Source organism: Phocaeicola fibrisolvens, assembly GCF_025567125.1.
In the GTDB taxonomy this organism is placed as follows: Bacteria; Bacteroidota; Bacteroidia; order Bacteroidales; family Bacteroidaceae; genus Phocaeicola; species Phocaeicola fibrisolvens.
Map to the genome: position 1 here is coordinate 167,432 of NZ_JAOQJI010000003.1, position 16,108 is coordinate 183,539.

The following is a 16,108-nucleotide window of genomic DNA, read 5'->3' on the forward strand; positions in this document are numbered from 1 at the left end:
GCACATACAGCACAAGCAAAAAAGCATTATCTTTGCGAAAGACACCTTGATATTGTATGGAAGAAAAAGGAAAAATACTCATCATTGACGACAACGAAGACGTGCTCTTCGCGTTAAACCTGCTCTTGGAGCCTTATATGGAACAAATACGGGTCACTACGCAACCTTCCCGGATTACCCATTTCATGACGACTTTCCACCCCGACGTGATTCTGCTCGACATGAATTTCCAGCGGGATGCCATCAGCGGGCAGGAAGGACTGGATTACCTAAGACAGATTCTTCACCTCGACCCGCAGGCGGTAGTGGTGTTCATGACGGCGTATGCGGATACCGATAAGGCGGTACAGGCCATCAAAGCCGGAGCTACCGACTTTATTTCCAAGCCGTGGGAGAAAGAGAAATTGCTGGCCACCCTGTCGTCCGCGGTAAAGCTGAGCCGTTCCCGTCAGGAAGTCGGACGGTTGCAGAATGAAGTGCAGGCGTTGAAAGGAGACGACACGCTTCCGGAACTGATTGGCGACTCTCCGGCCATGCAAAAAGTGAAAGAAACCATCTACAAGCTCTCCGATACGGATGCCAACCTGCTGATACTGGGAGAAAACGGTACGGGAAAAGACTTGGCGGCACGCATGCTGCGCTTCTTCTCACCCCGACGGGAGCAGGTGTTCATTCCGATTGACTTGGGAAGCATCCCGGAACAGCTGTTCGAAAGTGAATTGTTCGGGTACGAAAAGGGGGCTTTCACGGATGCCCGGAAAGCGAAACCGGGCCGAATGGAAACGGCTTCGGGGGGTACATTATTTCTGGATGAAATCGGCAACCTGTCCCTGCCCATGCAGGCCAAGTTGCTGACGGCCATCGAAAAGCAGTGCATCACCCGCCTGGGGGCAGTGAGTCCGATACACATCGATGTCCGCTTGATTTGTGCCACCAACGCCAACCTGCACCAGCTGGTGGCGGAAGGGAAATTCCGACAAGACTTGCTCTACCGCATCAATACCGTGGAACTGCACATCCCTCCCCTCCGGGAACGCGGAGAGGACATCCTGTTACTGGCCATGCATTTCTTAAGTCAGTACAACCGGAAATACCGCAAGGAAATCAAGGGACTGACGCGTGAAGCGAAAAACAAACTTTTGAAATATGAATGGCCGGGCAATGTGCGCGAATTGCAGCACACCGTGGAACGGGCCGTCATCTTGAGTGAAAACGGACTTCTGAAACCGGATGACTTCCTGTTTCCGCAGGGAAATACGCCTCGTCCGCAAGCGCTGGCGGAAGAACTGAATCTGGAGAAACTGGAAAAGAATGCGATTGAACGGGCCTTGAAAATAAGTGCAGGAAACATGAGCAAGGCCGCCGAACTGTTGGGAATTACGCGTTTTGCACTGTATCGGAAACTGGAAAAATGGGGCTTATGAAAACGTATGGACACCACCTCATATTGCACATTGTGGGCTTAGTTCTCTGCATCACCGCAGGCGTACTGGCCATCCAGCATGAACTTTTGTTCTGCAGCATTATCTGTGGACTGCTGCTGGTGGGCATCTGCTATCACTTATACCGCATCCAGATGCGTCAGACCGAAACCATGGGTCGCCTTGTGGAATGTATGAAGCAGAATGACCTGGGGCAACGGGTCTGTGCGCCTTTTGCCGACCCACAGATGCAGAAACTGGCCGACGACCTTTCGCTGGCGCTGAAGAATCTCCGCACCTGCATATTGGATGAGGAGGTGAAACACCAATACTATGAAATGCTGTTGAACAAGGTGGACACGGCCGTTCTTGTAGCCGACCGGGACAACCGGATAGAATGGATGAACAAGGCGGCCCGCGAACTGTGGGGACATTGTGCCCTTCTGCCGGAAGAAATCAGTACCGCCATCCAGGAGAATCGGCAAGTAGCCCACCTGCAAAAGGGGAATGCCACTTTCGACCTCTCCCTATCCGTCACACACATCCAACTGCAAGGACGAACCTGCCGATTAATCAGCCTGAAAAATATTCACGGGGCCTTGGAATACAAAGAAATGGAAGCCTGGCAGAAACTGATACGGGTGCTGACGCATGAAATCATGAATTCCATCACTCCGATTATTTCCCTGGCAGACACCTTGAACGAACGGAGTCAGGAACACCCCGACGATGCCCGTACACGCACCTACGTGCAGCAAGGATTGCAAGTCATCTACCGCCGGGGAAAGGGATTGCCGGAGTTTGTGGAGAATTACCGGAAGCTGACCCGCATTTCCGCCCCCGTCAAGGTGGAAATTCCCCTGGAACAATTCTTTACCGACTTGCAACGCCTTTATCCGGAACCGGAATTTCATTTTGAATATCCGTCTTCTCACCTTAAATGGCTGGCCGACCGCACACAGATGGAACAGGTGTTCATCAACCTGCTGAAGAACGCCCGCGAGGCTTGTGCCCATCGTCCGCATCCGGATATCCGTGTCCGCGTGGAAGCTCATGCGCAGGAGCTGGTCTTCGAAATCCGTGACAACGGGGAAGGCATGCTGCCGGAGGTGACAGAGCGTATCTTTGTTCCTTTCTTCACCACCAAAAGCAACGGTTCGGGCATCGGACTCACCCTTTGCAAACAGATTGTCAGCCTGCACGGAGGACAAATCAGTGTACAAAGCACGGCGGGGAAAGGAAGCTGTTTCCACCTCTCTTTCCCCGCCGTATAATCAAGTTTTACAAAGACTCATTTCATAACCCATTGCAGGCAGACCGGTTTATCGGTGTGGATGGTCTTTCCTGTATCCTGCAAGAGACCGGTTTCTGCATCACGGGCAAATACCTGAATCTCGTTGGTATCCCGACAAGCTACCAGCAAGTACTTGCCATTGGGCGTAATCGTGAAGTTACGGGGATGAATACCCGTCAGCTGATAACCGACCTTCGTCAGGGTTCCGTCGGCAGGAGACACCTTGAAAATGGCCACTCCATCCGCCTTCAGACGGTTGGAAGCATACAAAAACTTCCCGTCGGGTGAAAGATGGATATCGGCACTTCCCTTCGCGCCTACCGTATCTGCCTTGATGACCTGCTGCTGCATTAAGGTCTTTCCATCGTATGAAAATACCACGACTTCTCCTGAAAGTTCTGTCAACAGATAGGCATGTTTCCCTTGCTTGTCGAAACAAGCGTGACGCGGCCCAGAACCCGGTGCCAGTTCAATGTCAAAAGCGGCAGCCTCATCCAGCAAATCAGTTCCCTGTGTACCGGAAGCCTGTTTCACCGGAAACGCGTGGATACGGTCGGTACCTAAATCATTCGCTAAAAGAAGTTTGCCGTCGGGCGTGAAATATACGCAATGCAAGTGAGGCTGGTCCTGACGTTCCTTATCGGCTCCTTTTCCCTGAAAAGCAATGGCATGCCCCTCTCCCAGACTTCCATTTGCCAGACGGGGAAAGACAGTGATATTGGCTCCCATGTAATTGGCCGTCAGCACGAATTTCCCGTCCGGACTCACTGTGATGTAACACGGTGACGCTCCTTCGGTCGACTGGCTGTTCACCAGCGACAGACTGGCGGTCAAGGAATCCAAGGCCAAGGCGTTGGCCGTAAAACCTTTCTCGGTTTCTCCCACGGCATACACGTGTGTACCGTCCTGATCTGGTACCAGGTAAGAAGGATTCTCAATTCCCGACAAGGCACTGGCCTGTACAGCATCGCCTGTCTCCTGATTGAAGCGATATACTTTCACCCCTTCCTGGTCGGCTTTTGCATAACTGCCCACCAGCATCAGCAACGTGTCTGCCTCATGGGTCACACTTGTTTTCTGCTCACTCTTTCCGGCGCAGGCTCCCATCAGGATACCGCCCACACACAACGACATTAAAATCTGTTTCATCTTAGATTTACGGTTATTTTAATAAAGAATTCAAATACTGTCCCTTCTTCTGCGTCAGCTTGCCATAACATACTGCATGCTTCGGACAATGGTGGTAACAAGCCTGACACATCGCACAACGGCTGCCCCACTGTGGACGTCCTTCTACCATACGGATATTCTCCAACGGACAACTTTTGGCACAGAGTCCGCAACCAATACATGCTTCCGATGCATAAAACTTTTTCGGACGAATCATGAAACGGTTGAACATCGGACGCACCACATACGTCTTCAGCCAAGGCACACTTCCTTCATGGCAATCCAATCCCTCTTCCCGTCGAGTAATCCTCCGGCTGAGATCTTCCACTCTGCTGGGAGCCTGCTTCAACTTACGAGCCGCCAGTTCCGGTTCATCCACATCAAATCCCGACATACAAACGTATGTGTTGGGCATCATCACCGAAAAGCCAGCCTTGCAACGCCATCCCCGCCGAGCCGCAGCCCGCGCAAACACCTGTGCCGTCTTTCCCGTATCATCGCCACAGGTACAGACAAAATACAGGTAATCAGGCACTCCCTTCCATTCCAACTTGGCCAGTGCTTCCAATACCACCGGAGGAGGCCCCCACGAATAAACCGGAAACACAAAACCCAGCATTCCATCTGCAGACTGCGGAAAGTCCGGTTTTCCGTTCAGTAAATCCGTCAATTTATATACAGAATCCTGCAAATGTTCTCCCAACTTCCGGGCCACCCATTCCGAATTTCCCGTTCCAGAAAAATAAAAAATCATACGAATCCTATTACGTTCAACGTTCACATACAAATAAGGCGAAGAACCTTGACACTGATACATCCAAGATTCTTCGCCTTAGAAAAAGAAGAAGCCGTACCCGAGGCGTGACGAAACTCCGAATGACAGGTTTTGAGTGCCCCCCTTCCTTTGTAATCCACCGGCATAAATGCTACCCGAAGGCGTGGCCCGCCATTGGAAGAAGACGCTTGTCTCGGTATTTCTTATAATTTGATGAGTTTCCCGATTCTGCAAGTACGGCTTCAATTTTGTATGACAAATATACGACAATAATTTGAATCTGCAAAGAGATTGCATAAAAAAAGGATGCCATTTTATGTGGCATCCTTTATACGTTGTCTCCGTTTCCGGAAGAGAATTAAGCAGCTTTTGCTTTAGCAACTACAGCCTTGAAAGCTTCCGGATGGTTCATGGCTAAGTCAGCCAACACCTTACGGTTGATTTCAATACCTGCTTTGTGCAATGCACCCATCAACTTAGAGTAAGACATACCTTCCAGACGAGCAGCTGCGTTGATACGCTGAATCCACAATGCGCGGAAGTTACGTTTTTTGTTCTTACGGTCGCGATATGCATAAGTCAGACCTTTTTCCCAAGTATTCTTAGCAACGGTCCAAACGTTCTTTCTTGCACCAAAATAACCTCTGGTTAAACCTAAAATTTTCTTTCTTTTTGCTCTAGAAGCAACGTGATTTACTGATCTTGGCATAGTTTTTTAATTCTTTTTGAATGATAGCGCCGATATTTTACAACCGGACTTGAGGCTAATGCATTCGGTTAATAATTTAAATGATACGTGTACGCTCTCGTGAAGATTAACGCATGCACAGAAGTTCCTTTACCTGATTCAAGTTAGCATTGTCTACTAAGCCCATGTGGCAAAGGTTTCTTTTCTGCTTTTTAGTCTTCTTAGTCAGAATGTGACTGTGAAAAGCGTGCTTTCTTTTGATTTTACCTGTTCCGGTAAGAGTGAATCTTTTTTTAGCACCGGAGTTAGTCTTGATCTTTGGCATCTTGTTAAATTTTTAATTATTATTATTCAACGTGGCAACGCACTATACCGGCGCGTTACGCACTTTTTTTCATTCTTTCGGTTCAACCGGTTTAGCAGCTTCAGGTTTGGCTGCTTTCTTCGGAGCTCCTGCCTTCTTCGGAGACAACGATATCGTCATTCTCTTTCCTTCGAGCAACGGCATCTGTTCTACCTTTGCATAGTCTTCCAAGTCGTTGGCAAAACGGAGCAACAGCACTTCGCCCTGTTCCTTGAACAAGATGGAACGTCCTTTGAAAAACACGTAAGCCTTCACCTTGTCTCCATCCTGCAAGAAGCCGATGGCATGCTTCAACTTGAAATTATAATCATGTTCATCGGTCTGAGGTCCGAAACGGATTTCCTTCACGTTCACCTTTACCTGTTTTGCCTTCTGTTCCTTTGCACGTTTTTTCAACTGGTAAAGGAACTTAGAATAATCTATAATTCTACAAACTGGAGGAACGGCATTCGGTGAAATTTCGACCAAGTCGGCTTCATGTTCTTCCGCAAGTTTCAAAGCCTGCGCAATCGGATATACAGCCGATTCAATATCATCTCCCACAATACGTACTTCTTTGGCGCGAATCTGTTCGTTGATTCGATGTTGCCCTTTTAACGTGTCATTTTTCATTAAAAATAGTGTCTTCCTTGTTTGTTTCTTGAATTATAAATTAATATTGAAAAATCCGTTTGCAGTCCCTTGTTTTTGATAGGGGCTGCAAACGGCTGCAAATTTACCATTTATTTATCATATTATGAACTTCTTCTGCAATATTTTTTGCAAAATCTTCGATTTTCATGGTTCCTTTGTCTCCTTCACCCTGCTTACGTACGGCTACTTCACCGTTTTCGGCTTCTTTTTCACCCACAACCAGCATGTAAGGAATACGTTTCATTTCATTGTCGCGAATCTTACGGCCAATCTTTTCGTTACGGTCATCCACAATGGCACGGATGTCGTATTTCTTCAAATCCTGACGAACCTTATCGGCATAGTCGTTGAATTTTTCAGAGATAGGCAGGATAGCCACCTGATCCGGAGTCAACCACAACGGGAACTTACCGGCTGTATGTTCAATCAATACGGCCACAAAACGTTCCATTGAACCGAACGGTGCACGGTGAATCATTACCGGACGATGTTTCTGGTTATCAGAACCCATGTATTCCAGTTGGAAGCGTTCCGGCAGGTTGTAGTCTACCTGGATAGTACCCAACTGCCAGCGACGGCCGATGGCATCCTTCACCATGAAGTCCAGTTTCGGACCGTAGAATGCAGCTTCACCGTATTCTACTTTGGCTTTCAGTCCTTTTTCTTCGCAAGCTTCTACGATGGCACGTTCAGCCTTTTCCCAGTTCTCATCGCTACCGATATACTTTTCACGGTTCACTTTGTCACGCAGAGAAATCTGTGCTTCAAAGTTTTCCAGTCCCATGGAAGTGAACACGATAGAAATGATATCCATCACACGGAGGAATTCATCCTTCACCTGATCCGGACGGCAGAAGATGTGTGCATCATCCTGCGTAAAGCTACGTACACGAGTCAATCCATGCAATTCACCACTCTGTTCGTAACGGCAAACCGTACCAAATTCTGCGATACGCAACGGCAGATCACGATAAGAACGCGGAGAGTTCTTGTAAATCATACAGTGATGCGGGCAGTTCATCGGTTTCAGGAAGTACTCTTCGCCTTCTTCCGGAGTGTGGATAGGCTGGAAAGAATCCTTACCATATTTCGCATAGTGTCCGGAAGTGACATACAACAGTTTGTTGCCAATCGGCGGACACATTACTTCCTGATAGTCATAACGTGACTGGATGCGACGCAAGAAATCCTGCAGGCGGATACGCAGTGCAGTACCTTTCGGCAACCACATCGGAAGTCCCTTACCTACCGTATCCGAAAACATGAACAAATCCATTTCCTTACCAATCTTACGGTGGTCACGTTTTTTGGCTTCTTCCAGCATCACCAGGTATTCATCCAACATTTTCTTCTTCGGGAAAGTAATACCATAGATACGGGTCATCTGCTTGCGGTCTTCCTGTCCTCTCCAGTAGGCACCGGCTACCGACAACAGCTTGATGGCCTTGATCGGAGCCGTAGAAAGCAAGTGCGGGCCACGACACAAGTCTGTAAACGCACCCTGCGTATAAGTAGTGATGTGACCGTCTTCCAGTTCGGAAATCAGTTCACACTTGTAAGTTTCTCCTCTTTCACCAAACATCTTCAGCGCATCATCCTTCGAGATGTTCTGGCGAACAAGTTCTTCTTTCTTGGCAGCCAGTTCAGCCATTTTCTTTTCAATGGCAGGCAGGTCGCCTTCCTTGATGACAGCTTCACCCGGATCTACGTCATAATAGAATCCGTTTTCAATGGCCGGACCGATACCGAACTGAATGCCCGGATACAATTCCTGCAGCGCTTCAGCCAGCAAGTGTGCACTTGTGTGCCAGAAGGCATGCTTGCCTTCTTCGTCATCCCATTTATAAAGAACGAAGTTTGCATCTTCGTTGATAGGGCGATTCAAATCTACAGTTTCGCCGTTTACTCCACATGCCAGCACATCCTGTGCCAGACGGGAACTGATGCTTTCTGCAATCTGCAGACCCGTAACTCCTTCGTTGTATTCACGAACAGAGCCATCAGGAAAAGTTATCTTAACCATAGTCTTTATAGTGTTAATCTGTTATTGAGACGCAAAAATATAAACTTTTTAATTAAAGAAGAAAATTGCATTCATTTATTTCTCCTCCACTGTGGTAAATCGCTTGATAATGTTGTACGCAGAGAAAATTCCCAACTCGCCAGCCTTACTCAAGTCCTGGATACCCTGCCGGTTATTACCTAGGAAGATATTCGTCAGCCCGCGGTTGAAATACGCATCCGCGAAACGTGGATCCAGCTCAATGGCCTTGTTGTAATCCACCAGTGCAGCCCGGTAGTCTTTCATCACGGCCAGAATATTTCCTCTGTTATAATATGCATACACAAAGTCGGGAGCCAGCTCAATCACACGGTCCAAGTCCTCACGTACCTTGTTATAGTCATACGAACGCACCTGCAAGTCCTTGTTGTTATCCACTGTTTCCACTTCATACTTCCGGTCGCGCTTGCGGTATTCCAACTGCTTGTAGTAAATCAGCGCACGACTGAAATAGGCCGGGAAGAAAGTAGAATCACAACGGATGGCATCATCCAAGTCCTTCAATGCATTGTCGAAATCCTGTACCAAATAGAAATCAAGCGCACGCGCATAGTAATGCAACGCATCATTCGGTTCCTTCACAATGGCAGCCGTCTGTTCATCGATGGATGCGAAATGCTGTTTCACCTGCTCTTCCGAGAGCGAAGCCTCGTTGTTCGTAATCAGCAGACGATGAGGAAGAGCCCCACGGGCATTCATGTCATCAATTTCTTTATAATAGTTGATCTGCCGCTTCACTTCTTCCGGACGCTCGTAATAGCTCAACGCAAACATCGGCTGTGGCAAAATAGTTACATTCTTGTCCTGTACCCTGCCCCGATAGTCCGTCTTGTAACGGTCGTCCTCCGAATCGTTGTCGGCCACTACAATCTTACGGTAGTTCTCCACGTTCTTGTCCGATTTCTTACGCGTCTTGTCCGCCGAAGCCGTCTGCTTCTTCGTTCCGTTCTGCGATTCAATCTGCGCTTTCAGCACTTTGAACTCATCGGCATCCGCCCCTTTCAAGTCGCCCACTTTCCGTCTGGCCTGCGCACGATACTGATAGCCGGCCAGGAAGTTCGGATATTCCTTCAGCACCGCCGAATAATCTTCGATAGCCCCCGGATAATCCCCTGTACGGTCACGCAACAATCCTCGGTTGAACCGGGCCATCAGATTGTCGGGTTCCATCTTGAGCACGAAGTCGAAGTCCTCGATGGCACGATTGTCATCTCCCACCTGCGCACGCAACAGACCACGGTTGTAGTGACCGATGAAATTGTTCCGGTCCACATCCAATGCCAAATCATAGTCCGACATGGCCCCGCGCAAATTGTTCTGGTGATAACGTGCCAGCGCGCGATTGATATACACGCCCGCATTGCGCACCGAAAGACGGATGGCCTCCGTCAGATCCGCTTCCGCATCCTTGTACTTTCCACGCTGCAGGAACAGCATACCTCTTGACGACCATGTGTCCGGATTATAACGGTCCATTTCAATCGCCTTGTCGGCATCCGTCATGGCCTGCAACGTATCCTTCTGCTTCAATGACACCTCCGTACGCATCAGATACGCATCCGTATAGCGTGGAGAGATACGAATCAGCGTATCCAAGTCGGCCCGTGCCTGTGCATACTCTTCCTCATGCATCCGGCAAAGCGCCAGGTTGTGCCACAGGCTGATATTTTCCGGATCCATTTCCAAGGCTTTCCGGTAATCCTGGATGGCCCCTTGATAATTCTGCTGCCGGATACGCGAGATACCCCGCACCTGATACGCATTGACTACGAACGGATTGCGTTGCAACGCTTCCGAACAGTCGGCTTCTGCTCCCTGATAATCGTCCAAGTTCATCTTGGCCAGTCCGCGATAAAAATACGGTTCAGCCAAATACGGCTTCACTCCGATTACCTGATTAAAGTACTGGATAGAGAGGACATAATCCTCGAAATAAAGTGCATTTTTCCCGATGGTCATCACCCTGTCCGTATTAATCTGACACAGGGCAGCCACCGGGAAAAACATACCTATATATAATATGTATAGGAATCTTCTGATCATCTGACTGTTTTCACTTTATAAGAGCAACGAGCCTTGCCATTTACCATGCCATTCAGTTTGCCACGAATCATCTGCTTGCGCAAAGCCGACAGATGGTCGATGAACATGGTCCCTTCCAAGTGGTCAAACTCATGCTGCATCACGCGTGCCAGATAACCCTCCACCCACTCGTCGTGCGGCTGCATGTTTTCGTCGAGGTAAGTGACATGAATCTTGTCCGGACGCTTCACACTTTCATGGATGCCCGGCAAACTCAGACAGCCTTCCTCCATAGATACCATCTCTCCGCCTGTTTCCAGAATGTGAGGATTGATATAGGCACGTTTGAAATCCTTGAACTCCGGCATGTCGTCCGACAACACGTCCAAGTCAATCACTACCACCCGGATAGGAAGTCCCACCTGCGGAGCAGCCAGTCCCACGCCGTCTGCACGGTCCATCGTTTCAAACATATTTGTAATCAGCTCTTTCAAGCCTGGATAATCCGGCGTAATATCTTCGGCCTCCTGACGCAACACAGGCTGGCCATACACATAAATCGGTAAAATCATATTCTGTTTTATTAAGTTTTTGAGTTACATTCTTCTTGATTCCAAATACGACTGCAGAATGATGGTCGCACTGATTTCATCCACCAGCGCCTTGTTCTGGCGGGCCTTCTTCTTCAGGCCTCCGTCCAGCATGGCCTGATGCGCCAGCACGGAAGTAAACCGTTCGTCCACCAGCTCCACCGGTACCTCCGGCAGTTTTTTCTTCAGCTGGGCAAGGAAAGGCTTGATGTACTTCATGTTTTCCGAATCCTCGTTGTTCAGCTGCTTGGGATGCCCCACAATGATACGCTCCACCTTTTCCTGGGCCACATACTTCAGCAGGTAGTCCATCAATTCGTGCGTCGGCACCGTAGTCAGCCCGTTCGCAATAATCTGCATCGGGTCGGTCACCGCGATTCCCGTGCGCTTTCTGCCATAATCAATTGCCAAAATTCTGCTCATACGCCGACAAAAGTACAAATTTATTCCTTACCTCTTCATATATAATACTTAAAAAAACATACCGCCCTTCCCTACCGTGCAAACTGAAACTCTCTGTTTCAAATAAAATCAGAGGCACACATCGGATTTAGGAAAAATATGCGTACCTTTGCACGCATAGAATACATATTTTACATCACACAATATGCAGGAAAAAATCATTATTCTTGACTTCGGTTCACAAACCACGCAGCTCATCGGCCGCCGTGTGCGCGAGCTGAACATGTATTGCGAAATTGTTCCTTACAACAAGTTTCCGCACGACGACCCGTCGGTTATCGGCGTAATCTTGTCGGGAAGCCCTTTCTCCGTGTACGACGAAAAGGCTTTTAAAGTAGACTTAACCCACATCCGCGGGAAGTATCCTATCCTGGGCATCTGCTACGGTGCACAGTTCATGGCCTACACCTACGGAGGTAAGGTAGAACCAGCCAACACCCGTGAATATGGACGTGCCCACCTGGCTACCTTCAACCACGAAAGCCCGCTGCTGAAAGGCATCCGCGAACATTCTCAGGTATGGATGAGCCACGGCGACACCATCACTGCCATTCCCGACGATTTCGAGATTATCGCTTCAACCGACAAAGTGGCTATCGCTGCTTATCAGGCAAAGAATGAAAAACTCTGGGGCGTACAATTCCACCCGGAAGTGTTCCACACAGAAGACGGTACCCAACTGCTGAAGAACTTCGTGGTAGACATCTGCGGAGGGAAGCAGGACTGGAGCGCAGCCTCTTTCATCGAGACCACAGTGGCCAGCTTGAAAGAACAGCTCGGCAACGACAAGGTGGTGCTGGGACTGAGCGGCGGTGTAGACTCTTCGGTGGCAGCCGTATTGCTGAACAAGGCTATCGGCAAGAACCTGACCTGTATCTTCGTAGACCATGGGATGCTGCGCAAGAACGAATTCAAGAACGTATTGCACGACTATGAATGTCTCGGACTGAACGTCATCGGCGTGGATGCCAGCGAGAAATTCTTCTCTGAACTGGCCGGAGTGACCGAACCGGAACGCAAACGTAAAATCATCGGAAAAGGTTTCATCGACGTATTCGATGAAGAAGCCCACAAGATTCACGACGTGAAATGGCTGGCACAGGGTACCATCTACCCCGACTGCATTGAGTCATTGTCTATCACCGGAACCGTCATCAAGAGTCATCACAACGTAGGCGGTCTGCCCGAAAAGATGAACCTGAAACTTTGCGAACCTCTGCGTCTCCTGTTCAAGGACGAAGTTCGCCGCGTAGGTCGCGAGCTGGGTATGCCGGAACATCTGATTACCCGTCATCCGTTCCCGGGTCCGGGTCTGGCCGTACGTATCCTGGGCGACATCACCCGTGAGAAAGTACGTATCCTGCAGGATGCCGACGATATCTTCATCCAGGGCTTGCGCGACTGGAAGGTGAAAGATGAAAACGGAAACGAAACTGCCCTGTACCATCAGGTATGGCAGGCCGGAGTCATCCTGTTGCCGGTACAGAGTGTCGGAGTAATGGGTGACGAACGTACCTACGAACGTGCAGTAGCCTTGCGTGCGGTTACCAGTACCGATGCCATGACAGCCGACTGGGCTCACCTGCCATACGAATTCCTGGCAAAGGTTTCCAACGATATCATCAACAAAGTAAAAGGCGTGAACCGCGTTTGCTACGATATCTCTTCCAAACCGCCAGCCACCATCGAATGGGAATAATCCAATTCCTTTCTTGATATAAAAAACAGCCTCAGCTTTTTCAAGCCGAGGCTGTTTTTTTATGCTTTCGCCACCTTTTTCCGTATCGTCATCCAGTAGACCGTCAGCACCAGCAGGCCGGTGACTACCCATGATACCGGATACACAATCATCAGCACATCGTATCCCCTCCATATCGGCGACACCACGTAGACCCACACCATTCGGAGCAGACAGGTACCGAAAACCGTCAGCAAGGCCGGGGTGAGCGACTTGCCCATACCCCGCAACGAAGAACCTGCAATCTCATAGCTGCTGGCAATGAACTGCAAAGCCAGCACCAGGTGCATGCGAAGCGTCCCGAAATGATGCACCATCGGCACACTAGAAAAGAATCCCAGGAAGAAATCACTCTGCCAGGCAAAAAGCCAGTTGAATGCCGCACAGAAAGCTACGCTCGACCCCATGCAAATCCAGAATACCCGGTGCACACGGTCCATTCTTCCGGCCCCATAGTTCTGCGCAATGAAACTGATAGCGGCTCCGTTGAATCCCTGGATGATAAAATAACAATAGTATTCAAAATTGACGGCTGCTGCCGAACCGGCAATCGCATCGGCCCCGTAACTGTTGATGGACGACTGCACCACCACATTGGAAATGGAAAAAATCATCCCCTGCAAGCCCGCCGGAACACCGATACGCAGCATACGGTTCAGTTCCGTGGAATAAATCTTCATCTTGCTGAAATGCAGCCGGAAAGGTTCTTTCTCCCTACACAGCAGCCGGATAATCAGCGCCGCACTCACCGCATTAGAGATTCCCGTCGCCACAGCCACACCTGCCACTCCCATGTGGAAGCAAAGCACGAACAGCAGATTGAGCAACGTATTGACCACCCCGGCAATGACCAGAATATACAGCGGACGACGCGTATCGCCCATGCTTCGCAGAATCGCCGCCCCGAAGTTGAATGCCATGATGAAAGGCATCCCCAAGAAATAGATACGCAGATAGGTCACGGCCTGGTCCAGCACATTCGGAGGGGTTCCCATCCATGTCAGAATCGGCTTGGCTGCCACCTGTCCCAACAACAACAGAAAAATTCCGCTCAGCAGGGCCACCAGCTCCACCGTATTGATGGCGTGGCGTATACTCCGGTCGTCCCGCTGACCGATATGGTTGGAGATAATGGCACAGGCTCCCATGGAGATACCCATGAACAGGTTGATGAGCAACCCGATGACAGGCGCGTTACTTCCCACGGCTGCCAGGGCTTCACTTCCCACAAAGTGTCCTACCACGGCCACATCGACCGAATTAAAAAGTTCCTGTAACAAACTACTGGCTGCCAGCGGAAGGGCAAACACCAGAATTTTCTTAAACAACGGCCCGTTGAGCATGTCAATCTCGTTGCTTCGGCTCCGTTTCTTATCCACACTGTTATCCATCTTTTTTACCTTCTTCAAAAATGCGCGGCAAAGTTACTGCAAATTTGGGAAAGATGGGATATTGAATAAATAGAAACTACATTAAGTTATCAATAAATTAATTCTCTACCAACTATTACTTCAACAACAATAGAATCTCTTTGTAAACCCTTAATCGTAACTATTACTCCGTAAAAACGAGAAACATTAGAATAAACTTAACGCTATAAATAACACGTATTTATCAAAAACAACAAGAATTTTGTATCTTTGTGGCGTACTATTATGCTCTTTCGTATAACACCGAATTTTAAATAGTCAAGGGACAAAAGAAAGGAGGTGTTATTTATGAGAGTAAAATGTACATGTCCCTTGAAACCTGTTTCTGTAACTGACTATTACCGTATGAGATATGGACGTATCGAGTATGTTCATTCTCATTGTCGTAGATGGCCCAGAAGATAAGGCTACTAGGGACCATAAGGCTGCTATTTTTTAGCAGCCTTATGTCTTTCTATAAAAATACGCATTTCCTGTATTGAACTATTGAGTTCTTCTTGTGTAAAAGGCTTATTTAAAGTATTCTCAGGATGGTGTATTTGATGTCTAATGATTTCAGTTTTAATCAATTGTTCGATTTTTGTACCGTTTTTAATTATTTTTACATAGGGTATTTGGGGCTTTCCAGTTTCAAAATCACGTTTCCACCCTTCTGATTCAATATAACTATATAATTCATTATGATATTCTATACTACTATCACCAAATGCAGTATATGCTATTTCATTTAATGAAGGATATGGTAATTGCGACTCATTAATCCGTTCAATCTTTTTCCCTTGTTCAGCATCTTTCACTAATCTTACTTCATCAAAAGTGAGCTGTTTTAAAATTAATGAGCTATGAGTTGTTATTATAACCTGTATATTGTCCTTTTTAGACAATTCTTTTAATGCATGTATAAGAAGATTTTGATGATATGCATGTTGCGCTGTTTCAGGTTCTTCTATGGCATATATAATTCCAGGTGACTTAGCTTTTTCTTGTTTTCTTTCGGCTTCAGCCCTGAAAAAATTTATGAGAATAAGTCTTTTAACCCCACTTCCACGTTTATTTATAGGAATGTCATCATCTCCAGTTATTGATACTGACTTAAATACATCCACCCATTTTAAGTCGTCAATTGTAGGTAAAGTAGGATGTAATGTATTTGCCAATGTAGGATTCATTTCATTAATTTTCTCAACGGTACGATTTGAAACAAGTTGAAGTTGTTCAATAACTGCATTGTAAATCTCCTGACATTTTAATTTTATATCAGAAGATGCCATTATTATTTTAACCGCTTCTTTCAATGGGTCTTGAACCTCTTTATCTTTATCTCCATTACTTCTGTCGGCCTGAAATAAAGTATAAACCGGCATCATTAGTGTCCACTAAAAAATCATAGTAGTTCTTTGAAATTATTGAGATTCAATTTGTTATGAGTAATTTTGGGGAGAACGGATTTGAATTTACT

General features: G+C 47.8%; 14 protein-coding genes. 3 read left to right on the forward strand and 11 right to left on the reverse strand.

Annotated elements, in window-relative coordinates:
• Positions 1-56 precede the first annotated feature (56 nt).
• The gene (locus OCV81_RS02395; protein ID WP_148328055.1) at positions 57-1,424 is read left to right on the forward strand and encodes a sigma-54-dependent transcriptional regulator; all 1,368 of its coding nucleotides are present in this window, start codon (positions 57-59) and stop codon (positions 1,422-1,424) included.
• Positions 1,421-2,695 (forward strand): sensor histidine kinase, encoded by a 1,275-nt coding sequence (locus tag OCV81_RS02400; RefSeq protein ID WP_262639977.1) that lies wholly within the window; start codon positions 1,421-1,423, stop codon positions 2,693-2,695. Before OCV81_RS02395 ends, OCV81_RS02400 begins: the two co-directional genes overlap by 4 nt.
• A 17-nt stretch (positions 2,696-2,712) precedes the next feature.
• Here the strand turns inward: OCV81_RS02400 and OCV81_RS02405 are convergent, their stop codons facing one another.
• The 9 genes from OCV81_RS02405 to ruvX form a co-directional block, all read right to left on the reverse strand.
• Entirely contained in the window at positions 2,713-3,864 is a 1,152-nt protein-coding gene (locus OCV81_RS02405; protein WP_148328058.1) for a lactonase family protein, read from the reverse strand.
• Between the two features lie 13 nt (positions 3,865-3,877).
• Positions 3,878-4,639, reverse strand: a complete 762-nt coding sequence (locus tag OCV81_RS02410; RefSeq protein ID WP_148328060.1) for an EFR1 family ferrodoxin — start codon at positions 4,637-4,639, stop codon at positions 3,878-3,880.
• 379 nt (positions 4,640-5,018) lie between these two features.
• Positions 5,019-5,369: a 50S ribosomal protein L20 gene (gene rplT, locus OCV81_RS02415; RefSeq protein ID WP_072542913.1), complete on the reverse strand. Its 351-nt coding sequence runs from the start codon at positions 5,367-5,369 to the stop codon at positions 5,019-5,021.
• Between the two features lie 106 nt (positions 5,370-5,475).
• Positions 5,476-5,673: a 50S ribosomal protein L35 gene (gene rpmI / locus OCV81_RS02420; protein ID WP_072542914.1), complete on the reverse strand. Its 198-nt coding sequence runs from the start codon at positions 5,671-5,673 to the stop codon at positions 5,476-5,478.
• A 69-nt stretch (positions 5,674-5,742) separates the two neighbouring features.
• Complete coding sequence (infC, locus tag OCV81_RS02425) at positions 5,743-6,324, reverse strand: translation initiation factor IF-3 (protein ID WP_148328062.1); 582 nt, start codon at positions 6,322-6,324, stop codon at positions 5,743-5,745.
• A 103-nt stretch (positions 6,325-6,427) separates the two neighbouring features.
• Positions 6,428-8,368 (reverse strand): threonine--tRNA ligase, encoded by a 1,941-nt coding sequence (thrS, locus tag OCV81_RS02430; RefSeq protein WP_022354171.1) that lies wholly within the window; start codon positions 8,366-8,368, stop codon positions 6,428-6,430.
• A gap of 75 nt (positions 8,369-8,443) precedes the next feature.
• Entirely contained in the window at positions 8,444-10,450 is a 2,007-nt protein-coding gene (locus OCV81_RS02435; RefSeq protein WP_148328064.1) for a tetratricopeptide repeat protein, read from the reverse strand.
• Complete coding sequence (gene def, locus OCV81_RS02440) at positions 10,447-11,001, reverse strand: peptide deformylase (RefSeq protein ID WP_072542917.1); 555 nt, start codon at positions 10,999-11,001, stop codon at positions 10,447-10,449. The genes OCV81_RS02435 and def overlap by 4 nt, the downstream gene beginning before the upstream one ends.
• Before the next feature lie 24 nt (positions 11,002-11,025).
• The gene (gene ruvX / locus OCV81_RS02445; protein WP_072542918.1) at positions 11,026-11,442 is read right to left on the reverse strand and encodes a Holliday junction resolvase RuvX; all 417 of its coding nucleotides are present in this window, start codon (positions 11,440-11,442) and stop codon (positions 11,026-11,028) included.
• Positions 11,443-11,626: 184 nt separating this feature from the next.
• On the opposite strand from ruvX, the gene guaA reads away from it, so the two are divergent.
• Complete coding sequence (gene guaA / locus OCV81_RS02450) at positions 11,627-13,180, forward strand: glutamine-hydrolyzing GMP synthase (RefSeq protein ID WP_148328066.1); 1,554 nt, start codon at positions 11,627-11,629, stop codon at positions 13,178-13,180.
• A 59-nt stretch (positions 13,181-13,239) separates the two neighbouring features.
• On the opposite strand, the gene OCV81_RS02455 is transcribed toward guaA, so the two are convergent.
• Together OCV81_RS02455 and OCV81_RS02460 are read right to left on the reverse strand one after the other, a co-directional pair.
• On the reverse strand, positions 13,240-14,610 hold the full coding sequence (locus OCV81_RS02455; protein ID WP_148328068.1) for an MATE family efflux transporter: 1,371 nt from the start codon (positions 14,608-14,610) through the stop codon (positions 13,240-13,242).
• Positions 14,611-15,077: 467 nt separating this feature from the next.
• Positions 15,078-16,016 (reverse strand): AAA family ATPase, encoded by a 939-nt coding sequence (locus OCV81_RS02460; RefSeq protein ID WP_148328070.1) that lies wholly within the window; start codon positions 16,014-16,016, stop codon positions 15,078-15,080.
• Positions 16,017-16,108: the final 92 nt, after the last annotated feature.